Source organism: Amycolatopsis sp. lyj-23 (genome assembly GCF_046549135.1).
In the GTDB taxonomy this organism is placed as follows: Bacteria; Actinomycetota; Actinomycetes; order Mycobacteriales; family Pseudonocardiaceae; genus Amycolatopsis.
Map to the genome: position 1 here is coordinate 37,293 of NZ_JAJPWN010000010.1, position 21,920 is coordinate 59,212.

Genomic DNA, 21,920 nt, shown 5'->3' on the forward strand with positions numbered 1-21,920 from the left:
GAAGATCGGCCGGTGCGCATCCTCCGGCCCCTGACGAGCAAGGCGACCTACCGCCGCTGGGTCTACCTGGTGCTCGGCGGCGCCATCAGCGTGCCGTACCTGCTGTTCTCGGCCGTCGCCGTGCCGTCGCTGCTGCCCTTCGTCACCACGGTGGCGCGGGCCACGGTCGTCGGCGGGCTGCTCACCCTGGCCGTCGTGGCCGCGACGGCGTTCCTGCCCGCGGTGCAGGTCCTGGAGTCGACCGCGGTCCGCGAGCTGCTCGACGACCCGGTGCCGGACGCCCCCGCGAAACCGCGCACCCGCTCGGGCCGCCTGCGCGCCGCGGTGATGTTCGTGCTGCACGTCGGCGCCGGGTTCGTCGTGAGCTTCTTCAGCCTGGCCGCGCCGGTGGCGATCGGGCTGTCGATCAGCGCCGTCTTCACCGGGCAGCTCTTCGAGACCGGCGAAGGCGCCGCCGTCACCGTGCCGAAGGGCTGGGGTTCGGTGTGGCTGCCGGTGGTGTTCGGGCTCGGCGTGGTGCTGCTCGGCTACGCCGTCAGCCTGGTCGGCGGGCTGCTGCGCCGGGCGGCGGCCGCGCTGCTCGGGACGACCGCCGCCGACCGGATCGCCCGGCTCGAACGGCGGACCGAGCAGCTCGCCGAGCGCAACCGGCTGGCCAGGGAGCTGCACGACTCGGTCGGGCACGCGCTGAGCGTCGTGACGGTCCAGGCGGGCGCGGCTCGCCGGACGCTGCGCACCGACCCGGACTTCACCGAGCGGGCGCTGGGCGCGATCGAGGAGTCGGCGCGCACCGCGCTCGACGACCTCGACCACGTGCTGGGACTGCTGCGCGAGGAGACGGCCGGCCGCGCACCGCAGCCGACGCTGGCGGGGCTACCCGCCCTGCTCGAAACGACGCGGCTCGCCGGGACGGCGGTGACCGCCGACCTCGGCGGCGACCTGGCCGCCGTGCCGCCGGTGGTGTCGCGCGAGGTGTACCGGATCCTGCAGGAATGCCTGACGAACGCGGTGCGCCACGCCGGTAGGGTGCCGGTGGCCGTGGCGGTCGAAGTCGCGGCGCACGAGCTGGTGGCCCGGGTGACGAACCCGCTGGGGAGCGGCTCCCGCCGGTCCGGGGGCGGGCGCGGCGTGCGCGGGATGGCCGAGCGGGTGGCGGTGCTGGGTGGGGAGTTTTCGGCCGGTCCGGTCGGTGGGCGGTGGGAGGTCGTGGTGCGGGTGCCGTGGGGGAGCAGGCGATGAGTGTGCGGGTGCTGCTGGTGGACGACGAGCCGCTGATCCGGGCCGGGCTGCGGGCGATCGTCGACAGCGAAGCCGGCCTGACCGTCGTCGGCGAGGCCACTGACGGTGCCGAGGTGCCGGGGCTGGTCGCGCGGCTGCGGCCCGACGTCGTGCTCATGGACGTGCGGATGCCCGCCGTCGACGGGATCCGGGCCACCACGCACCTCATGTCCACTGTGGATGATCCGCCGAAGGTGATCGTGGTGACCACCTTCGAAAACGACGACTACGTCTACGACGCGCTCGTCGCCGGCGCCAGTGGGTTCCTGCTCAAGCGGGCCCGGCCGGAAGAGATCGTCGCGGCGATCCGGACCGTGGTGGCCGGTGAGTCCCTGCTGTTCCCGGCGGCCATCCGCCGGCTGGCCGCCCGGCACGCGCCGGTGCCCGCCGGTGACGGGCTCGCCCGCGCCGGCCTCACCGAGCGCGAACGCGAAGTGCTGCGGCTGATGGCTGGTGGGCTCTCCAACGTGGAGATCGCCGGCGAGCTCTACGTGGGTGTCCAGACCGTCAAAACCCATGTGGGCAACGTGCTGGCGAAGCTGGGCGCCCGGGACCGGACCCAGGCGGTGATCCGGGCCTACGAATCGGGCTTCGTGACGCCGTCGCGCTGATTCGGGCACCATGGGCCCCATGACTGCCGCATACGACGACTTCGCCGAGGCGTACACGGCCGAGAACGACACCAGCCTGATGAACGCCTACTACGAGCGGCCCGCCACCCTCGCGCTCGCCGGTGACGTGGCCGGACGGCGGATCCTCGACGCCGGCTGCGGCTCCGGCCCGCTGTTCCAGGCGCTGCGGGACAAGGGCGCCGTCGTCACCGGGATCGACCAGAGCCCGGAAATGCTGGCGCACGCCCGGCGGCGGCTCGGCGACGGCGCCGACCTGCGCGTCGCCGATCTGGCCGACCCGCTGCCGTTCGCCGACGGCGAGTTCGACGACGTCGTGGCGTCCCTGGTGCTGCACTACCTGCGGGATTGGGACCCGCTGCTCACCGAGTTCCGGCGCGTGCTGAAGCCCGGCGGCCGGCTCATCGCGTCGGTCAACCACCCGATGATGGTCAACCTCACGCACCGCCACGAAGGGCCGCGCCCCGACTACTTCGAGGCCTACACCTGGACCGACGAATTCGAACTGCGCGGCCGCAAGGCGCGCATGACGTTCTGGAACAAGCCGCTGCACGCGATGACCGACGCCTTCACCGCCGCGGGCTTCCGGATCGCCGTCGTCAGCGAACCGCACCCGGTCCCGGCCGCGCGCGAATTGTTCCCCGGCGACTTCGAAATCCTCGACACCTTCCCGAGCTTCCTGTTCTTCGTGCTGGAAGCCGAATAGGTCTCAATCGAGGCAGAACTCGTTGCCCTCGACGTCCTGCATGTTCTGGCACGATTCGTTTTCGCCGTCGGCGAGCAGGAGCTGCCCGCGGACCGCGCCGAGCGCGACCAGGCGCGCGCACTCGGCCTCGAGCGCGGCCAGCCGCTCTTCGCCGACGAGCCCGGTGCCGACCCGGACGTCGAGGTGCACGCGGTTCTTCACGACCTTGCCTTCGGGCACCCGCTGGAAGTACAGCCGCGGGCCCACGCCCGCCGGGTCGACGCAGGCGGTGTCCCCCTGCCGCTCGTACCCCAGCACTTCGCACCAGAACCGGGCGACGCGCTCCGGATCCGCGCAGTCGAAGGTGACCTGGACCTGCCTGACCGACGTCATGCGCCCACCCTAGGAGGCGCGGGCAAGGGATTTTCAGCCGAGCTCGTCCAGGAGCGCCTGGACCGCCGCCGCCATCGCCGCCGGGTCGCCGTCGGCCGGGCGCAGCACCAGGTCGGGGGCCGACGGGCGCTCGTAGGGCGCGTCGATGCCGGTGAAGCCGGTGATCTCCCCGGCCCGCGCCTTCGCGTACATGCCCTTCGGGTCCCGCGCCTCGCACACCGCCAGGGGCGTGTCGACGAAGACTTCCACGAACGGCAGCCCGTCGTGCACCGCCCGCGCCCGGGCGCGGTCTTCCGAGTAGGGGCTGATCAGCGACGCGATCGCCACCACGCCCGCGTCCGCGAACAGGCGCGCCACCTCGGCCACCCGCCGGACGTTCTCCGCCCGGTCCTCGGGGCTGAACCCCAGCCCGGCGTTGAGCCCGTGGCGCAGGTTGTCGCCGTCGAGCAGGTACGCCGGGCGGCCCGCCGCGACCAGCCGGCGCTCCAGCTCGACCGCCACCGACGACTTGCCGGACGCCGAAAGGCCGGTCAGCCACACCGTCGCGCCGCGGGTCGGGCGGTCCTCGCGCCGGACCGCCGCCGTGTGCCAGACGACCGGCGACGCCACCGCCCCGGTGATCATGCCGGCCGCGACCGTGTCGCCGGTGTGTTCGTCGACCAGCAGGAAGCCGCCGGTGGCCCGGTTGCGGCGGTAGGGGTCGAACAGCAGCGGCGCACGCGTGCGCAGCCGGATCCGGCCGATGTCGTTCAAGGACAGCGCTTCCGCCGTCTCGTCGCGGTGCAGCGTGGTGACGTCGAGGCGGTACTCCAGCCGCTCCACCGTGCCCCGCGTCTCGGTGGTCGTGTGCCGCACCGCGTAGGTCGCGCCGGGTGCCAGCGCCGCGCGTTCGGAGAACCAGCAGACCAGCGCGTCGACCTCGCGGGCCGACTCCGCGCGGTTGCCGGGGCGGCAGAGCATGGCGCCGCGGCCCAGGTCGAGGTCGTCGGCCAGTTCCACCGCCACCGCCTGGCCGGTGAACGCCTCTTCGAGCGGCTGCCCGCCCGGCCCCCAGACCGCGCGCACCTTCGACGTGAACCCCGAAGGCAGCGCCACCACCTCGTCGCCCGGCTTGAAGACCCCGCCCGCGATGGTGCCCGCGTAGCCGCGGAAGTCCGACCGGCGGATCACGTACTGCACCGGGAACCGGGCGTCGATCAGGTTGCGGTCGGAGGCGACGTGCACCTCTTCCAGCTGGTGCAGCAGCGAAGTTCCTTCGTACCACGGCATGCTCGCGCTGCGGTGGACGACGTTGTCGCCGTGCAGCGCCGAGACCGGCACGAACGTCAGGTCGGCCACGTCGAGCTTCATCGCGAACCGGCGGAATTCCTCGCGGATCTCGGCGAACCGTGCCGGCGACCAGCCGACGAGGTCCATCTTGTTCACGCACACCACGAGGTGCCCGATCCCGAGCAGCGACGCGAGGAACGCGTGCCGCCGCGACTGCTCCAGCACGCCCTTGCGCGCGTCCACCAGGACCAGCGCCAGGTCGGCGGTGGACGCGCCGGTCACCATGTTCCGCGTGTACTGCAGGTGCCCCGGCGTGTCCGCGATGATGAACTTCCGCTTGGACGTGGCGAAGTAGCGGTGGGCGACGTCGATGGTGATGCCCTGCTCGCGCTCGGCGCGCAGGCCGTCGGTGAGCAGCGCCAGATCGGGGTAGTCCTCGCCGCGGTCGCGGCTGGCGCGCTCGACGGCGGCGAGCTGGTCGGTGAAGATCGCCTTCGAGTCGAACAGCAGCCGGCCGATCAGCGTGGACTTGCCGTCGTCCACGCTGCCCGCCGTGGCGATCCGCAGCAGCTGCATCAGAAGTAGCCCTCCCGCTTGCGGTCTTCCATGCCTGCCTCGGAAATCCGGTCGTCGGCGCGGGTCGCCCCGCGTTCGGTGACGCGGGTGGCGGCTACCTCGGCGACCACTTCCGACGGGGTCGCCGCCGACGATTCGACGCAGCCGGTGCAGGTGGCGTCGCCCACGGTCCGGAACCGCACGGTCGCCTCGTACGGCGTCTCACCGTCCACAAGCGACAGGAAGCGGGTGGCCGCCAGCAGCATGCCGTCGCGCTGGACCACCGGACGGCGGTGCGCGTAGTACAGCGGCGGCAACGCGATCCGCTCGTCCCGGATGTACTGCCAGATGTCCAGTTCGGTCCAGTTGGACAACGGGAAGACGCGGATGTGCTCGCCACGCCGGTGCCGTCCGTTGTAGAGGTTCCACAGCTCCGGGCGCTGCGCCCGCGGGTCCCACTGGCCGTGCTCGTCGCGGAAGCTGAACACGCGCTCCTTCGCGCGGGCCTTCTCCTCGTCCCGGCGGGCGCCGCCGAACACGGCGTCGAACCCGCCCTCGCGGATCGCCCGCAGCAGCGTCACCGTCTGCAGCCGGTTTCGGCTGGCCCCCGGCCCGGTCTCCTCGACGACCCGGCCGGCGTCGATGTCGTCCTGCACGCGCGCGACGAGCAGGCGCAGGCCGAGCGCGGCGGCGGTCTCGTCGCGGAACCGCAGCACCTCGTCGAAGTTGTGGCCGGTGTCGACGTGCAGCACGGGGAACGGCAGCGGCGCGGGCCAGAACGCCTTCGCGGCGGCGTGCAGCATCACCACGGAGTCCTTGCCGCCGGAGAAGAGCAGGACCGGGCGCTCGAAGGTCGCCGCCACCTCGCGGAAGACGTGCACGGCCTCCGCTTCGAGCGCGGCCAGGTGCGAGAGCTCGTACGAGGTCACGGACACCGGAAAAAAGTAGAACATGTTCTTGTCATCGGTCAAGCGGTGCGGGACCCTGTGGAGATGGACCTGGTCGTACTCGAAGAGATCAAGCGGCTGAAGTACCGGTACCTGCGCGGGGTGGACCTGAAACTGTGGGACGAGGTGGCAGGCACGTTCACCGCCGACGCCACGGCCGACTACGGGACGCACGCCGTGGGCGGTGCCGGGAAGCGGTTCGAAGGCCGTGACGCCATCGTCGGCTTCCTGACCGAGAGCCTCGGCAACGGCATCATCACGGTGCACCACGCAGGTCAGCCCGAGATCGAGGTCGACGGCGACACCGCGACCGGGCGGTGGTCGTTCACCGACAAGGTCATCGTGCCCGAGCACAAGGTGATCATCGAAGGCGCTGCGTTCTACGAGGACACCTACCGCCGCGACGACGACGGCGCCTGGCGGATGTCGCACATCGGGTACGTCCGGACCTACGAGTCGATGCTGTCCTGGGACGCGCTCCCCGGCTTCCGGCTGCTCGCGAACCGCTGGGCCGTTCCGGCATGATCGAGAACGAGTTCTCGTTGACCCGGCCGTTCGCCGACGCCATCGTCGAGGCCGAGAAGCTGATCGCGGAAGCGCCGCACGTGCGGACCGAGCAGGACCTCCTCGAAGGCTACGACTACCTCGCGGGCGGCATCCGGGCGTCGCTGCAGATGGCCTGGGCCTACCAGCGCGACTTCCCGTACTTCACCGCGTCCACCGGGCCCTACACGAAGATGGGCCTGGACAACCCGGACACGCTGTACTTCAACGCGAACATCCGCGCCGACCGCGAGTACGTCGTCACCGGCGTCCGCGGGACCACCGCCGACCTGAGCTTCCAGGTCCTCAACGGCGACTACTCGCCGGTCGAGGTGCCCGACAGCCTCGCCGCGTTCGACGACCGCGCCATCGAGATCGGCCCGGACGGCCGGTTCGAGCTGCGCTTCGGCCCGGCCCGCGAGAACCCGGGCCCGAACTACTTCGTCCTCGGCGAAGGCTCGTCGATGCTCGTCGTCCGCGAGGTCTACAGCGACTGGGCGACCGAACGGCGGGGCGAGATCCGCATCCGGTGCGTCGACACGGCGGGCCAGGCGCCGCCGGTGCCGGACCGGGCCGCGCTGGCCAAGCGCTACGGCGTCACCGGCAAGATCCTGCTGAGCCGGCTGAAGACGTTCCTGGCCTTCCCGAAGTGGTTCTACTACGACCTGCCGGTGAACACGCTGACCGAGCCGCGCTCGACCCCCGGCGGGCTCACCACGCAGTTCTCCTCGGCCGGGCACTACGAGCTGAGCGGCGAGGAGGCGATGATCGTCACCGTGCCGCGCTGCGCGGACGCGCCCTACCAGGGCATCCAGCTCGGCAGCCTCTGGTACGTCTCGCTCGATTACATCAACCACCAGACGAGCCTCACGGCCGACCAGGCGCGCGTCGATCCGGACGGCAAGATCCGGTTCGTCATCGCCGAGCGCGATCCCGGCCTGGCGAACTGGCTCGAGCTGACCGGGCACGACCGCGGGTACGTGCAGATCCGCTGGCAGCGGCTCGCCCGTGACCTCGGCCCGGCCGACGGCCCGGTCGTCGAGGTGGTCAAGACCGACGAACTGCCCGACCGGCTGCCCTACCACTCCGACGCGCGCGTGACGCCGGAGCAGTGGGCGGCGAGGATCGCGGCCCGGCAGGACGCCGTCGCCGCCCGGATGCTGGGGTGAGCGTGGCGGACCTGCTGCAGGACAAGGTGGTCGTGGTCTCGGGCATCGGCCCCGGGCTGGGCCGGTCGATCGCCGTGCGCAGCGCGCAGGCCGGCGCGGACATCGTGCTCGCCGCGCGCACCGAGTCGCGGCTGACCGAGGTGGCGAAGGAGGTGACCGACCTCGGGCGCCGGGCGGTCGCGGTCCGCACCGACATCGACGACGCGGACTCCGCGGCGAACCTGGTGAGCGCGGCGGTCGAGGCGTTCGGCCGGGTGGACACCGTGGTGCACAACGCCTTCGCCGTCCCGCCGCTGACCGATCTGGCCACTGTGGACCTCGACGCGGTCCGCGCCGGGTTCGAGACGGCGGCGATTTCCGTGCTCCGGCTGACCCGGCTGTTCCTGCCCGCGCTCAAGGAGAGCAAGGGTTCGCTGGTGATGGTGAACTCGGCCGTGCTGCGGCACTCGCGGCGGACGTTCGGTGCCTACAAGATGGCCAAGTCGGCGCTGCTGTCGTTGTCCCAGAGCCTCGCCAGCGAGCTCGGGCCGGACGGCGTGCGCGTCAACACCATCGCGCCCGGGTACATCTGGGGGCCGAACCTGCAGTGGTACTTCGCCTACCTGGCCAAGGAACGCGGCGTCACGCCCGAGGAGGTCTACGCCGAAACCGCGTCCACAACAGACCTGCGCAAGCTGCCGGAGCCCGACGAGATCGCCGACGCCGTGGTGTTCCTCGCCTCGCCGATGGCCCGCGCGATCACCGGGCAGTGCCTCGACGTCAACGGCGGCGAGTACCACCACTAAGGAGAACGAGATGCTCCCCGGCCGGGAAGACGTGGGCACCGTCGAGGACCTGCACGCCTCGGCGTCGAAGCTGACCGGGCTCGCCGACTTCGGTGCGGACGACTACCTCGAAGGTCTGCGCGTGCTGCTGGAGTCGTACGAGGCGGACGCGGAACTGACGCCGTACGGCAACAAGGTGCACCGGGCGTTCCTGCGCGGCGCTTTGGTCGCACGCTTGCTGAGCGAGGCGTCGTGGAAACAGCATCCGGCGTACGCGGACGTCCGCGTGGAGCGGCCGATCTTCGTCACCGGGCTGCCCCGCACCGGCACGACGGCGCTGCACCGGCTCCTCGCCGAGGACCCGGCGCACCAGGGCCTCGAAGTGTGGCTCGCCGAGGTGCCGCAGCCGCGGCCGCCGCGGGAGACGTGGGCGGACAACCCGGTCTTCCGGGGCATCCAGGCCGGCTACGAACGCCACCACGTCGAGCACCCGGAGTTCATGGGTGTCCACCACATGTCCGCCGACCAGGTGGAGGAGTGCTGGCAGCTGCTGCGCCAGTCGATGCGGTCGATCTCGTTCGAATGCCTGGCGCACGTGCCGCGCTATTCGCGCTGGCTGGCCAAACAGGACTGGACGGACGCCTACGCGCGGCACAAGCGCAACCTGCAGCTGATCGGGCTGCCGGACGCGGACCGGCGCTGGGTGCTCAAGAACCCGAGCCACCTGTTCGCCCTGGACGCGCTGATGGCGAACTACCCGGACGCGCTGGTGATCCAGACGCACCGGGCGCCGCGCACGATCATGGCGTCGATGTGCAGCCTCGCCGAGAAGGCCGCGGACGGCTGGTCGGCGAAGTTCCGCGGCGAGGTGATCGGCCGCGGTCAGCTCGACCTGTGGGCACGTGGCGCGGACGAGTTCGGCTGGGCCCGGGCCCGGCACGACCCGGCGCAGTTCTGCGACGTGCGGTACGACGACTTCGTCGCCGACCCGATCGGCACGGTGTCCACTGTGTACGACCACTTCGGACTGGAGTTCACGCCGGCGGCGCGGGCGGCCATGACGGCGGTGCACGAGGCGAGCCGGACGGGGGACCGGAAACCGGTGCACCGGTACAGCCTGGCGGACTTCGGGTTGACGGCCGAGGAGGTCGACGAGCGGTTCGCGAGCTACCTCGCGGCCCACGGGTGACGCTCGCCCGGCCGTGACAGCCGGATTCAAGTGCCCAAGGCCGCCTTGGGGCGCTAGCCGGCGGCCGCCTGCAAGCCGCGGCTTCCGATGCCGCGCAGCACTTCCACCCGCTCCGAACCCGGGCGGCTCAGCACCCAGCTCGACCCCGGTACCGCCTTCGCGCGCTTCTTCAGCGGCGCCAGCAACCGCGAAACCTCCTGGTACGAGCCGATCGCGCCGCTCGCGCAGACCAGCGTCGCCAGCGAGACCGTCACCGGCAGGCCCTCCGCCGTCCAGTGGCGGTCCAGCAGCGCCGCCGCCACCGTGGCGATCTCGTCGACGTCGCAGACCACCAGGAAGTCGTCGCCGCCGACGTGGCTCACCCGCATCCGGCGCAGGCCGCCGGCGAGGTCCGTCAGTGCGGCGCCCAGTTCGCGGATCAGGTTGTCGCCCGCCGCGAAGCCGGCCGTGTCGTTGATCGCCTTGAAGGCGTCGATGTCCAGCCAGGCCGCCACGAACGGCTCGCCGATCGTGATGCGGCGGCCCACGTCGCGGGCGATCGTGTCGCTGCCCGGCAGCCGCGTCAGCGGGTTCAGCGCCGCGGCCGCCTCGACCTTCGCCTCGGCGACGCCGCGGACCACCTCGGTCACCAGCACCACGCCGAGGCAGCGGCCGAGCTCGTCGACCACCACCACGTCGTCGCCGGTGCGGCCCCAGTCGGCGTCGGTCACCAGCTCGAGGAACTCCATCGCGCCCGCGCGGGCCTCGATCGTGTGCGGGGTGTCGGCCAGCCGGGCCGCCGGGCGCTTCGCGTGCAGCGCGTGCCCGTACGGGCCGGTGACCGCCACCAGGAACCGCGTCCGGTCGACCGACCAGCGCGGCCGGTTCAGCTCGTCCACTCCGACGACGCCGCTCGGCGCGTCGGCCGCCGCCAGCACCTCGCGGACCTCGTCGCAGGTCGCCGTCTCAGGCAGCGTCGTCGCCGGGCGGAGGAAGTCGCCGACGCACGGGGCGGGCGCCGCGGCCGCGGGACGCCCGCGCGTCAGCAGCGCCGGCGCGGGCCCGGCCGCGGTCGGCGGCGCGAGGAGGTGCCCTTGGGCGATCCGGACGCCGAGGCCGCGGACGGCGTCGAGCTGCGCGTCGGTCTCCACGCCGGTCGCCACCAGCCGGGTGCCGGTGCGGTTCGTGTAGTGCAGCAGCGCCTCGACCACGGCGGCCGGCGCCGGCTCGTCCGGCAGCCCCCGCAGCACCGTCCGGTCGAGCTTGACGACGTCGATCGGCGCCTCGACGAGCAGGCCCAGCGGCAGGTCGCCGCGGCCGAGGCCGTCGAGCGCGAGCCGGAAGCCGAGTTCGGTGAGCTCCCGCATCCCGGCGAGCGCGCGGCCGGCGGGCAGCGCCGCGAACGGCGGCCCGATCTCCAGGACGACGTCGCGGGTGCGGCGGCCGGCGTCGCCGAGCTCTTCGAGGAGGTCGTCGTACATCGCCTGCGGCGCGGCCAGGGTGCGGGCCGAGAGGTTCAGGTGCAGGGGGAGCGACGTCGGGTGCTCGGCGTCCTGCCGGACGGCGGCGATCGCGAGCCCGATGTCGGCCTCGGCCAGCCTGCCTTCGCGGCGCGCCTCGGCGAGCAGCTCGGGGACGGTTCCGCGGCCGGGCCTGGCCAGCGCTTCGTGCGCCACCACGCCGCCGGTGTGGAGGCTGTACAGCGGCTGGAAGGCGAAGCGGACCGTGCGTGGCGACTTCACGGCCTCGATCGTCGCGGGTCGCTCGGCGTAGCGGAACCGATGTCGACTGATGTTCACCGGGGGTTACCACCATCGGCGTACATGTTTCAGTGTTGACTTATATAAGTTGCTGCTTGTAGCTTGACGAGGTGCACGCGTTCGACGTCCTCGGCGACCCGGTCCGCCGCCGGATCCTCGAGCTGCTGGCCGACGGCGAGCGGGCCGCCGGCGCGGTGACCGAGGTGATCCGGGCCGAGTTCGGCATCTCGCAGCCGGCCGTCTCCCAGCACCTGAAGGTGCTGCGGGAGAACGGCTTCGCCGTCGTCCGCGCGGACGGGACCCGGCGGCTGTACGCGGTCGGGCACGACCCGCTGCGTGACGTCGACGTCTGGCTCGACCGGTTCCGCCGGTACTGGACACCGCCGCTGGACGCGCTGGCCACCGAAATCGCCCGCGGCAAGCGCGAGCGCCGCCTCAGTCAAGGAGAAGGTTCGTGATCGACGTCAGTCACCAGATCAGCGCCGTCCGCCGCACGCTCGGCGACCGGGTGCTCGAGGGGAAGGAGGCCCGCGTCCTCACGATCAGCCAGGTCTACGACACCGACCTCGCCGACCTGTGGGACGCCTGCACGAACCCCGAGCGCATCCCGCGCTGGTTCCTGCCGGTATCCGGCGAGCTGCGCGTCGGCGGGAAGTACCAGTTCGAGGGCAACGCGGGCGGCACGGTCGAGCGTTGTGACCCGCCGAAGAGCTTCGCGGCCACCTGGGAGTTCGGCGGCAACGTCAGCTGGATCGAGGTGCGGCTGACGCCCGAGGGGGCGGGCACCCGGTTCGAGCTGGAGCACGTGGCCCACATCGACGACCGCTGGGAGGAGTTCGGCCCCGGCGCGGTCGGCATCGGCTGGGACGGCGCGCTGGTCGGCCTGGTCCTGCACCTGCGCACGCCGGGCACGCCGGTCGACCCGCAGGCGGCGATGGCCTGGATGATGTCACCGGAGGGCATCCGGTTCATGACGGCGTCGAGCGAGGCGTGGTACGAGGCCGACGTCGCGGCGGGCGCGGACCCGGCCACGGCCCGCGCGGCGGCCGACCGCACCCTGAAGGCGTACACGACCCCACCGGAATCCTGACCCCGGAGTGATGCCCCCTCAATCACGCGAGATGCCTGTCCCGTCACGGGTGTGACCCCTCGCCGCACGGTCCGCCGCGGCCGACCTCGCGGGTGTCGCGGGCATCACCGGTGACGGAAGGGGCATCACGCGTGCTTGGAAAGGCATCACGCGTGATTGCGGGGGCATCACGGGTCAGCGGTCGGTGTACTTGACCGCGGTCAGGGTGATCACCGTGTCGGGGGTGACTTCCGTGCCCGCGGCGGGGTTCTGGCCGGTCTGGACCCAGTTGCGGTCGATCACCAGCGCGCGGCCCTGGCCGGTGCCGTCGACCTCGCGCAGGTTGTAGAGGCTGGCTCGCTGCATCGTGTCCTGGGCGTCCTGGTGGTTCATGCCGGAGACGTCCGGGACCTTGATGAGCTTCGCCGCGGTCGCGGTCGAAGCCGAGGTCTTCGTGGGGGTCGCCGTGCCGGGGCTGCCGGACGGGGCGCCGCACGCGACCGGGGCGAAGGCGAGGACCGCGACCGCGGTCACCATTCGTCGGGACATGCACGAGGGATACCCACGCGCCTGCCCGCCGTTCAGGTGAACCTGGCGGATAAGGTCGGGCGCATGGATCAGGGCAGCGAGCACACCGACCCGCGGGCCGCGCGGCGCGATCCCGTGGCGAACGTCGGCGGGTTCACCGACCTGGCGACCAGCCCGTTCCGGATCGACCGCGACCGGATCGCCGCGTCGCCGTTCTTCGCGCGGCTCGGCGGCGTCACGCAGGTCGTCAGCGCCGGCGGGGCCGGGCTGCTGCACAACCGGCTCACCCACAGCCTCAAGGTCGCGCAGGTCGCCCGGGCCATCGCCGAGCGGGTCACCACCGGGCCCGACGCCGGCCTCGCCGACAAGCTCGGCGGGTGCGATCCCGACGTCGCCGAGGCCGCCGCGCTCGCCCACGACCTCGGGCACCCGCCGTTCGGGCACCTCGGGGAGCAGACGCTCGACCGGATCGCCCGCCACCGCTTCGGCCTCGCCGACGGCTTCGAGGGCAACGCGCAGACGTTCCGGATCATCACCACGACCGACGTGCGCGGGCCGTCGGCCATCGGGCTCGACCTGACCGCCGCGGTGCGCGCCGCCGTCCTCAAGTACCCGTGGCTGCGGCTGCACCACCCCGACCCGCACCCGTCGGAACTGGCCGTGCCGCCGCGCGGCGCGGGCGAGCCCGGCGACCTGCCGGGCACCGGGGCGGCGAAGTTCTCCGCCTACGCCACCGAACTCGACGACTTCGAGCAGGCCCGCGCGGTCTTCGCCGGCCGCGTCGAGAACTGGCAGCAGACCGTCGAAGCGTCCGTGATGGACACCGCCGACGACATCGCCTACGCCATCCACGACCTGCAGGACTTCCACCGCATCGGCGTCCTGCAGCACGCGCCGGTCGCGGCGGAGCTGGGGGAGTGGCTCGAGCACGCGCTCGAGCTGGCGTCGCTGGACGACGAGACGCTGCACGCGGACCTGCGCCGCCCGGGCCGGTCGCTGGAACGCCTCCGCCGCCGCATGCACGCGAAGGACGGCTGGATCGTCGACGACGACGCGTTCGCCGCCGCGGTCGCGCGGGTGCGCGCGGAGCTGGTCGACGGCCTGCTGGCGGGCGAGTTCGACGGCTCGATCGAGGCGGAGCAGGCGACGGCGGCGTTCTCCGCGAACTGGACGGCCCGCCTGGTCGACGGCGTCTTCCTGCTGCCGGCGCCCTCGACGCGCACCGGGCACGTCTCGCTGCGGCCCGCCCAGTGGCACGAGGTCCAGGTGCTGAAGTTCGTGCACCGCCGGTTCGTGCTGCTGCGCCCGGACCTCGCGCTGCACCAGCGCGGGCAGGCCGGCTTGGTGACGAGCCTGGTCGACGCGCTCGACGCCTGGCTGCTCGACCGCGACGAGGTCTCCCGCCTCCCGCGCCGGTTGCACGACCTGGTGGAGCTGGCCCGCGCCGAGTACGCCGGGCTGGCGCGCACGGCGCCGGAGCTGCTGGTCGGCGCGACGGGTGAACCGGTGACGGGGGCGGACGCGGTCCGCGGCCTGGCGCGCGGCCGGGCGGTGGTGGACTTCGTGGCGTCGCTGACGGACAAGCAGGCGGTGACGTTGCTGGACGCGTTGTCCGGGCGGGCCGCGCAACCGTGGTCGGATTCCTTCGTGCTCTGAGCGCCGGGGTGGTGATTGTGGACTCCCGGTCCGTGGACCCCCTTGCGGCCGAGCTTTTGTCCGGTGCGTGTCCGGTGACCGGTTGTCCGCTGCGCTGAACGGCCTACGTCATCCGGCCCATTCGGGAAATTATCCGTCCTTTGTCACTCGAACGGCTGATGTTTACGGAGAACTCACGGTACTTAGCTGGGTCCAGCCGGTGATCACCGGCGATCGGTCAGCGTGAGTCGGGGCACGCGCCTGGAGAATCGGAGGGCGCCCGTGCGTCGTACCCGTTCCAACAGATCGAGAACCACCGTCCTGACCGCCGGGGCCGCGGCACTGCTCGCCGCCCTCGGCCTCGTCTCGCCGCCCGCCGCGGGCGCCGCGACGACGTCCACACCGGACAGCTTCAGCGAAACCGCGCAGCAGCAGATCGCCGCGCTGCAGGCGGTCAAGGCGGGCCGCACCGCCACCGAGTCCAAAGTAGACAGCAAGCTGCTGGTCGCCGAGAAGGGACTGGGGAAGCAGCTGAACGCGCTGCAGTCCGGCGTGAGCGCCGGCGGCACTGTCGTCGTCGACATCCGCGCGAGCAAGGTCTCGCCGGACCTCATCGCCGGGCTCACCAAGACCGGGGCGGGCATCCGCGCGGTGTCCGACCGGTACGGCAGCGTCCGCGCCGAGCTCCCGGTGGCCAAGGTGAGCGAGATCGCCGCGCGCGGCGACGTCAAGCGCGTCGAACAGGCCGACCAGGCGATGACCGCCCGTGAACTGGCCACCCCGGCGACGACGGGCAAGGAGCAGGCCCCGGCCGAAACCAAGCAGCAGAAGGCCGACCGCATCGCCGGCGAGCTGCAGAAGGCCGTCAGCGCCAAGTCCCAGCGCAGCGCCGTCGCGGCCGCACCGCTGGTCAGCGAAGGCGACCGCGCCCACAACGCCGACCTCGCCCGCCAGCAGTTCGGCGTCACCGGCGTCGGGGTCAAGACGTGCGCCCTGTCCGACGGCGTCGACTCCCTGGCCGCTTCGCAGGCCAAGGGCGAGCTCCCGCCGGACGTCGACGTCATCGCCGGCCAGGAGGGCGAGGGCGACGAGGGCACCGCGATGCTCGAGATCATCCACGACCTCGCGCCCCGCGCCGCGCTCGGCTTCGCCTCGGCGTTCAACTCCGACGCCAGCTTCGCGGACAACATCCGCAAGCTGCGCTTCGAGTCCCACTGCGACGTCATCGTCGACGACGTCATCTACTTCAAGGAATCGCCGTTCCAGGACTGGATCATCGCCCAGGCCGTGAACGACGTGACCGCCGACGGCGCGCTGTACTTCTCCTCGGCGGGCAACGAAGGCAATGTCGCCAGCGGCACCGCCGCGCACTGGGAAGGCGACTTCGTCGACTCGGGCAAGTCGGTCGGCAAGTTCGCCGGCACCGCGCACAACTTCGCCGGCGCGGCGGGCACCCAGATCTACGAGCCGATCTCGAACGCGTCCTCGGCCGGCGTGCCGGTGACGCTGCACTGGTCGGACCCGCTCGGCGCGTCCGCCAACGACTACGACCTCTACCTGCTCAACTCCGCGGGTGCCGTGGTCAGCTTCAGCCAGAACGTCCAGGACGGCACCCAGGACCCGTACGAGATCCTGCAGACGCCCACGTTCGGCGGCACCGGGCTGCGCCTGGCCGTCGTGAAGTTCTCCGGCCAGAACCGCTACCTGTCGCTGTCCGCGCTGCGCGGCCGGTTCTCCGACTCCGCGGACGGGCTCAAGGCGTACAACACCCCGGGCGTCACGGTCGGCCACTCGGCCGCGCGGGACGCCTTCAGCGTCGCGGCCGCCCCCGCGGCCAAGGCGTTCGGCCGGGCGCTGGAGCCGGGCGACCCGGCCAACCCGGCGGGTCCGTACCCGGGCTCGTTCAGCGGCGCCACCAAGGCCGAGCGGTTCAGCTCCGACGGTCCGCGCCGCGTGTTCTACGAGGCGAACGGCACGCCGATCACCCCGGGCAACGTCTCCTCGACCGGTGGTGAGGTCCGGAACAAGCCGGAGATCACCGCGGCCGACGGCGTGCAGACCAGCGTGACCGGGTTCAACCCGTTCTTCGGCACCTCGGCCGCCGCACCGCACGCGGCCGCCATCGCCGCGCTCGTGCTGTCCGGCAACCCCGGCCTGCCGCCCGCGGAGGTGCGGGAAGCGCTGATCAACACCGCGGTCGACATCGAAACCCCGGGCCGCGACAACTTCACCGGGGCCGGCGTCATCCTCGCGGACAAGGTGCTGGCCTACACCGGCGCCAGCCCGCAGCCCCTCGCGGTGGCCAAGCAGCCGACGGTCACCCCGGCCGACGGCGGCTCGGCGCTCGACCCGGGCGACACCGCCAAGGTGACGCTGCCGGTGACCAACGACGGCGACGGCACCGCGGTGTCCACCAGCGTCGTGCTCACCAGCCCGACCCCGGGCGTCACGGTGGCGCCGCGGGCGAAGTCCTACGGCACCATCAGCCCGGGGCAGACCGGCGTCAACGACTTCACCATCACCGTCCCGGCGAGCCAGCAGCTCGGCGTGCCGGTGGTGCTGAACGCCCGCGTCACCTTCGCCGGCTCGCACTCGCCGACGACGTCGACGTTCTCGCTGCCGGTCGGCACCCCGTCGCCGGTCGCGCAGGACTTCGCCTACACCGGCGCGCCGGTGGCGATCCCGGACAACAGCCCGGTCGGGGCGTCGGTGACCATCCCGGTCACCGGGGTCGGCCGCGCGGCCAAGGTGACGTTCTCCGTGGACGGCACCACGTGCAGCACCGACCCGGCGTCGACGGCGGTGGGCCTGAACCACTCGTACGTCGGTGACCTCGTCGGTACGCTGACCGCGCCTTCGGGCGCCAAGGCGACGGTGTTCCAGCGCAACGGCGGTTCGGGCAAGAACCTGTGCAAGGTGGTCTTCGCCGACAACGCGGCGGCCGCGTTCAGCACGGTCACCTCGGCCAACGCGCCGTTCACCGGCACCTGGCGGCCGGCGCAGGCCCTGACCGGCAACCTCGCCGGCGCGGTCGCCGACGGCACGTGGACGTTCGGCGTGGTCGACGCGGCCGGCGGCGACACCGGCTTCATCCGGTCGGTGGCGCTGCACATCAACGGGTTCGTCCAGCCCCCGGCGGCCGGAGCGCCGTCGAACGTGCGGGGCGTGACGAACAACGGCCCGGTGCACCCGCTGTAGTCCAAGCGCCCCAAGGCGGCCTTCGGTGCGTGTGACGCACCGAAGGCCGCCTTGGGTGCTCCATCCATGCCCCCGCCGCCACCCTCAACGGAGGCGCTTCGCGCCGCAGTGCTGGTTCAACGCACCGAAGGCCACATTGGGGCGCTTGGGGCCGTAGCGTGGGGTCGTGGCGAAGGTGCGGGAAGTCGCGGGTGGCGGGCGCGCGGTCGAGGTGCCGCCCGAGCGGCTGACGGGCTGGTTCGAGCGGTTCGTCGGGCGGCACGGCGGGATCGTGGCCACGTCCGGAACCCCGCACGAGGTCCGGGTGAGCGCCGCCGACGGGACCACCGCGGCCGCGACCGTCCCTTTCGGACCTCTCGCCGCACCCTCCGTCGACACCCTCGTCGCGCACGCGCTGCTCCCGCGGACGATCGCGCTCGTGCTGGTCCGCCGCGGCGGCCACAGCATCGGCATCGCGTGCGACGGCCGGATCGGGGTCTCGCGCACCGGCCGGCACCTCGTCCAGGGGCGCTCCGCCGCGGGCGGCTGGTCGCAGCAGCGCTTCGCCCGCCGCCGCGCGGGGCAGGCGCGGCACGCGCTCCAGGACGCGGCCGACGACGTCTTCGAGGTCCTGGTGCCGAGGTTGTCCGAAGTGGACGCCGTCGTGCTCGGCGGGGATCGGCGCGCCCTCGACGAGCTGCGCGCGGACCGCCGGCTGGCGCCGCTGTTCGCCCGGGCCGAACCGCGGGTGCTCGACGTCGGCGAGCCGAGCTACGCCGTGCTCGAGGACGCCGCCGTGCGGGCGCTGTCGGTGCAGGTCACGCTGCGCGACGGGTGAGACCGCACACGTCCGGAAAATCCCGTCGACACCGCCCCGTACACTGGGCTCCGTGGATATCCAGCTGGAGTGACGCCGCGGCCCGCGCGGCCGCCTGACGCTGTCCTCCGTACGCCCCCATTCCACGGGAGTTCCCCTTGATCACGGCCACCGGCCTCGAGCTGCGCGCGGGTTCGCGCATCCTGCTCAACGGCGTCACGCTCCGCATCCAGCCCGGCGACCGCATCGGCCTCGTCGGCCGCAACGGCGCGGGCAAGACCACCTCGCTGAAGGTCCTCGCCGGCGAAGGCGAGCCGCACGCGGGCGAGGTCCGCCGCACCGGCGAGCTCGGTTACCTGCCGCAGGACCCGCGCGAAGGTGATCTTTCGGTCACGGCGAAGGACCGCGTGCTGTCGGCGCGCGGTCTGGACAAGCTGATGCGCGACATGGAGAAGGCGCAGGCCTCGATGGCCGAGCTCGTCGACGAAGCCGCGCGCGACAAGGCCATCAACCGCTACGCCCGGCTCGAAGAGCGCTTCGCCTCCCTCGGCGGGTACGCCGCGGAGAGCGAAGCGGCGCGCATCTGCTCCAACCTGGGTCTGGCCGACCGGGTTCTCGCCCAGACGCTGGGCACGCTCTCCGGTGGGCAGCGCCGCCGGGTCGAGCTGGCCCGGATCCTGTTCGCCGCGGCCGAAGCCGGCGCCGGCGGCAAGTCCGAGACGATCCTGCTGCTCGACGAGCCGACCAACCACCTCGACGCGGACTCCATCAACTGGCTGCGCGGGTTCCTCAAGCAGCACGACGGCGGCCTGGTCGTGATCAGCCACGACGTCGAGCTGCTGGCCGACGTGGTCAACAAGGTCTGGTTCCTCGACGCCACCCGCGGCGAGCTGGACCTCTACAACATGGGCTGGCAGCGCTACCTCGACGCGCGCGCGACCGACGAGAAGCGCCGCCGCCGCGAGCGCGCCAACGCCGAGAAGAAGGCGTCGGCGCTGCAGCAGCAGGCCGCCAAGCTCGGGGCGAAGGCGACGAAGGCGGTGGCGGCCAAGAACATGGCCCGCCGCGCCGAGCAGATGCTGTCCTCGCTCGAGGACACCCGGCAGGCCGACAAGGTCGCCCGGATCAAGTTCCCCGAGCCCGCGCCCTGCGGCCGCACGCCGCTCACCGCCGAGGGGCTCTCGAAGTCCTACGGTTCGCTGGAAATCTTCACCGGCGTCGATCTCGCCATCGACCGCGGTTCGAAGGTCGTCGTACTCGGGCTGAACGGCGCGGGAAAGACGACTTTGCTCCGGCTGCTCGGCGGAATGGAAACCCCGGACACCGGATCCGTCGTTCCGGGTCACGGATTGCGCCTGGGCTATTACGCTCAGGAGCACGAAACTCTTGATCATGATGCGTCGGTGTGGGAAAACATCCGACATCTCGCTCCGGACACCGGCGCGCAGGAGTTGCGGAACCTGCTCGGCTCGTTCCTCTTCACCGGCGAACAACTCGACCAGCCCGCCGGCACGCTTTCCGGCGGCGAGAAGACCCGGCTCGCGCTGGCGGGCCTGGTCTCCAGTGCTGCCAACGTGTTGCTGCTCGACGAGCCGACCAACAACCTCGACCCGGCCAGCCGCGCCCAGGTCCTGGACGCCCTGCGCAGCTTCTCCGGCGCCGTCGTCCTGGTGACCCACGACCCGGGCGCGGTCGAGGCGCTGGAGCCCGAGCGGGTCATCCTGCTGCCCGACGGCACCGAGGACCATTGGTCGGCGGACTACCTCGAGCTTGTGCAGCTCGCCTGAGGCGTGCGTCCATTCGGGTGCAAGATCGCGGACCGCAGAGCACTGGAATGGCCCAATGTGATCGCAATTTCGGCTGTTTCCCGGCTGTCGTCTGGCAATCCGGCGCTCAGTGTTCGATCATTGCCCCGGCAGGGGCTGATATGTGGCCCAGAACACTCTCGGCGGGAAGGCGATCGACGTGGCTGATCTCAAGAAAGGCGCGCGGATCACCGGCAACACGCGCGACAAGCTGGCCGCTGACCTGAAGAAGAAATACGAGAAGGGCTCGAGCATCCGGGCACTGGCGGAGTCGACGGGGCGGTCCTACGGGTTCGTCCACCGGGTGCTGTCGGAGTCCGGCGTCCAGCTGCGGGGGCGCGGCGGGGCCACCAGGGTCAAGAAGAAGTAGAAGTCGTGGACTGCTGCGCGGGGGGCGCAGCGGGAACTTCGGCCGCGCGGAACGCGAGGTGGGCCCCGAGCAGGACCAGCGGGTACACCAGGTAGCCGTACCGGGTGGCCGGGGTGAGCAGGATCAACGCGCCGAGTCCGACGGCGGTGCGCAGCAGCGCGCCGGAGCCGTTCGCGGGGGGCCGGCGCACCAGCCAGACCACCATGGCCACGGCCGCGGCGCCGACGAGCACGAACGCCGCCACCTGGCCGGCCGGACCGGTCTCGGCGATGAGGTGGCCCGGCAGCGGGCTGGCCGCGGGCGATCGCACGACGCCCATCCCGAGCGGGAACCGGATGACGTGCTCGGTGAACGCCGCCGGATCCACCAGGTACACCGGCAGGTGCAGAGCGGCCGTCGTCGCCAGCAGCGCCGCCGCGAACCGGCCCAGCGCCGCCCAGTCGGGGCCGCCGCCGCGGCGCACCAGCACGAGCACCGCCAGCACCGCGGCCGCGGGTGCCACGATGAGCTTCGCGCTGACGACCAGGGCCAGCACCAGGCCCGACCAGGCGGTGCGCCCGGTGGCCGCGAGCGCGCAGCTGAGCACCAGCAGGCCGACGATGGCCAGGTCCGGGCCGGCCACGGCCCAGGTGAGCGCGGTGAGCGGGCAGGCCAGCGCGAGCTGCGCGGCACCGACCGGTACCCGGGGCCACTTCAGCAGCTTCAGCGTGCCCAGCACGCACGCGCAGGCGGCGAGCGCGAACATCCAGCGGGCGTCGGTGAGCGCGTCGGTCAGCGGCGTGCCGCCGAACAGCGCCCGCGGCAGGCCGAAGACCGCCATCACCGGGCCGTAGGGGGTGTAATCGTTTACCACCGGCGCACGACCGAGCGCGGTGACGTCGACGTACGGCGTTCCGTGGTGCAGCAGCAGGTCCGCGGACCGCTCGATCACCCAGACCTCGGGCTGGGCGGCCCACGAGATCGGCGTGATCAGCCAGTCCACTCCGGTCAGGCGGCGGATCACCAGGAGCGCCAACGGGATGATCATCCCCAACAGCGCGACCGCGGCGATGCCGCACCAGCGTGAACCGGGTGCGCCACGCGGCGTACGGCCGCGGCGTGCGGACAGCAGCAGGTATCCGCTGTGCCCCGCGCCGAAGGCGTACGCCGCCGTCGCGAAGTTGCCCCAGACGCGGTAACCGTAGAATTCGGACACCAGGGCCGTCGGCAGCGCGAAAGCCAGGCAGGCCAGGTAGAACCCGAGGTCCCAGCGCAGCGGGGCGGCCTCCTGAGTGCGTGACGGCGCCGTGAAGAGCCGGGCCGCGCGCCGCCATGCGGGCACCTGGCCCACCTCCGTTCCCACGTCGCCAGGCTACCGAG

Annotated in this window: 20 protein-coding genes; 14 read left to right on the forward strand and 6 right to left on the reverse strand. The window is 72.3% G+C overall.

The window, feature by feature from the left end:
- The first annotated feature begins 12 nt into the window (after positions 1–12).
- Genes ACLJPY_RS24930 through ACLJPY_RS24940 form a run of 3 tightly spaced genes read left to right on the forward strand, consistent with a single transcriptional unit; the run spans position 13 to position 2,613 of the window.
- Positions 13–1,239, forward strand: a complete 1,227-nt coding sequence (locus tag ACLJPY_RS24930; RefSeq protein WP_410591931.1) for a sensor histidine kinase — start codon at positions 13–15, stop codon at positions 1,237–1,239.
- Positions 1,236–1,889, forward strand: a complete 654-nt coding sequence (locus tag ACLJPY_RS24935; RefSeq protein ID WP_410591933.1) for a response regulator — start codon at positions 1,236–1,238, stop codon at positions 1,887–1,889. The genes ACLJPY_RS24930 and ACLJPY_RS24935 overlap by 4 nt, the downstream gene beginning before the upstream one ends.
- Positions 1,890–1,908: 19 nt before the next feature.
- Complete coding sequence (locus ACLJPY_RS24940) at positions 1,909–2,613, forward strand: class I SAM-dependent methyltransferase (RefSeq protein ID WP_410591935.1); 705 nt, start codon at positions 1,909–1,911, stop codon at positions 2,611–2,613.
- Positions 2,614–2,616: 3 nt separating this feature from the next.
- Here the strand turns inward: ACLJPY_RS24940 and ACLJPY_RS24945 are convergent, their stop codons facing one another.
- From ACLJPY_RS24945 to cysD, 3 genes are read right to left on the reverse strand one after another with little or no spacing between them, the layout of a single operon-like run.
- Positions 2,617–2,985 (reverse strand): VOC family protein, encoded by a 369-nt coding sequence (locus ACLJPY_RS24945; RefSeq protein WP_410591936.1) that lies wholly within the window; start codon positions 2,983–2,985, stop codon positions 2,617–2,619.
- Between the two features lie 33 nt (positions 2,986–3,018).
- Positions 3,019–4,830, reverse strand: coding sequence for an adenylyl-sulfate kinase (cysC, locus tag ACLJPY_RS24950; RefSeq protein ID WP_410591938.1), 1,812 nt, complete (start codon positions 4,828–4,830; stop codon positions 3,019–3,021).
- Entirely contained in the window at positions 4,830–5,762 is a 933-nt protein-coding gene (gene cysD, locus ACLJPY_RS24955; protein WP_410591939.1) for a sulfate adenylyltransferase subunit CysD, read from the reverse strand. Before cysD ends, cysC begins: the two co-directional genes overlap by 1 nt.
- A 39-nt stretch (positions 5,763–5,801) precedes the next feature.
- Between cysD and ACLJPY_RS24960 the strand changes: the two genes are divergently transcribed.
- From ACLJPY_RS24960 to ACLJPY_RS24975, 4 genes are read left to right on the forward strand one after another with little or no spacing between them, the layout of a single operon-like run.
- Positions 5,802–6,281 carry a nuclear transport factor 2 family protein gene (locus tag ACLJPY_RS24960; RefSeq protein ID WP_410591941.1) on the forward strand — a complete coding sequence of 160 codons (480 nt, stop codon included), beginning with the start codon at positions 5,802–5,804 and terminating at the stop codon, positions 6,279–6,281.
- Positions 6,278–7,468 carry a hypothetical protein gene (locus tag ACLJPY_RS24965; RefSeq protein WP_410591943.1) on the forward strand — a complete coding sequence of 397 codons (1,191 nt, stop codon included), beginning with the start codon at positions 6,278–6,280 and terminating at the stop codon, positions 7,466–7,468. The genes ACLJPY_RS24960 and ACLJPY_RS24965 overlap by 4 nt, the downstream gene beginning before the upstream one ends.
- Complete coding sequence (locus ACLJPY_RS24970; RefSeq protein ID WP_410591945.1) at positions 7,465–8,253, forward strand: SDR family oxidoreductase; 789 nt, start codon at positions 7,465–7,467, stop codon at positions 8,251–8,253. Before ACLJPY_RS24965 ends, ACLJPY_RS24970 begins: the two co-directional genes overlap by 4 nt.
- 10 nt (positions 8,254–8,263) lie before the next feature.
- A complete protein-coding gene (locus tag ACLJPY_RS24975; RefSeq protein ID WP_410591947.1) occupies positions 8,264–9,421 on the forward strand; it encodes a sulfotransferase family protein in 1,158 nt (385 codons plus the stop codon).
- Between the two features lie 53 nt (positions 9,422–9,474).
- On the opposite strand, the gene ACLJPY_RS24980 is transcribed toward ACLJPY_RS24975, so the two are convergent.
- Positions 9,475–11,142, reverse strand: a complete 1,668-nt coding sequence (locus ACLJPY_RS24980) for a GGDEF domain-containing protein (RefSeq protein ID WP_410591948.1) — start codon at positions 11,140–11,142, stop codon at positions 9,475–9,477.
- Positions 11,143–11,270: 128 nt separating this feature from the next.
- Between ACLJPY_RS24980 and ACLJPY_RS24985 the strand changes: the two genes are divergently transcribed.
- Complete coding sequence (locus ACLJPY_RS24985) at positions 11,271–11,618, forward strand: ArsR/SmtB family transcription factor (RefSeq protein ID WP_410591949.1); 348 nt, start codon at positions 11,271–11,273, stop codon at positions 11,616–11,618.
- The gene (locus ACLJPY_RS24990) at positions 11,615–12,250 is read left to right on the forward strand and encodes an SRPBCC family protein (protein ID WP_410591951.1); all 636 of its coding nucleotides are present in this window, start codon (positions 11,615–11,617) and stop codon (positions 12,248–12,250) included. Before ACLJPY_RS24985 ends, ACLJPY_RS24990 begins: the two co-directional genes overlap by 4 nt.
- Positions 12,251–12,424: 174 nt before the next feature.
- On the opposite strand, the gene ACLJPY_RS24995 is transcribed toward ACLJPY_RS24990, so the two are convergent.
- Entirely contained in the window at positions 12,425–12,778 is a 354-nt protein-coding gene (locus tag ACLJPY_RS24995) for a PASTA domain-containing protein (protein ID WP_410591952.1), read from the reverse strand.
- Between the two features lie 63 nt (positions 12,779–12,841).
- Between ACLJPY_RS24995 and ACLJPY_RS25000 the strand changes: the two genes are divergently transcribed.
- The 5 genes from ACLJPY_RS25000 (at position 12,842) to ACLJPY_RS25020 (ending at position 20,561) form a co-directional block, all read left to right on the forward strand.
- Positions 12,842–14,413, forward strand: a complete 1,572-nt coding sequence (locus tag ACLJPY_RS25000; protein WP_410591954.1) for a deoxyguanosinetriphosphate triphosphohydrolase family protein — start codon at positions 12,842–12,844, stop codon at positions 14,411–14,413.
- A 261-nt stretch (positions 14,414–14,674) separates the two neighbouring features.
- The gene (locus tag ACLJPY_RS25005; RefSeq protein WP_410591956.1) at positions 14,675–17,590 is read left to right on the forward strand and encodes a S8 family serine peptidase; all 2,916 of its coding nucleotides are present in this window, start codon (positions 14,675–14,677) and stop codon (positions 17,588–17,590) included.
- 166 nt (positions 17,591–17,756) lie between these two features.
- A complete protein-coding gene (locus ACLJPY_RS25010) occupies positions 17,757–18,407 on the forward strand; it encodes an acVLRF1 family peptidyl-tRNA hydrolase (protein ID WP_410591957.1) in 651 nt (216 codons plus the stop codon).
- Between the two features lie 137 nt (positions 18,408–18,544).
- Complete coding sequence (locus ACLJPY_RS25015; RefSeq protein ID WP_410591959.1) at positions 18,545–20,173, forward strand: ABC-F family ATP-binding cassette domain-containing protein; 1,629 nt, start codon at positions 18,545–18,547, stop codon at positions 20,171–20,173.
- Between the two features lie 178 nt (positions 20,174–20,351).
- Entirely contained in the window at positions 20,352–20,561 is a 210-nt protein-coding gene (locus ACLJPY_RS25020) for a helix-turn-helix domain-containing protein (RefSeq protein WP_003071237.1), read from the forward strand.
- Here the strand turns inward: ACLJPY_RS25020 and ACLJPY_RS25025 are convergent.
- Positions 20,548–21,903 (reverse strand): glycosyltransferase 87 family protein, encoded by a 1,356-nt coding sequence (locus ACLJPY_RS25025; RefSeq protein WP_410591961.1) that lies wholly within the window; start codon positions 21,901–21,903, stop codon positions 20,548–20,550. The genes ACLJPY_RS25020 and ACLJPY_RS25025 overlap by 14 nt on opposite strands.
- Positions 21,904–21,920 lie beyond the last annotated feature (17 nt).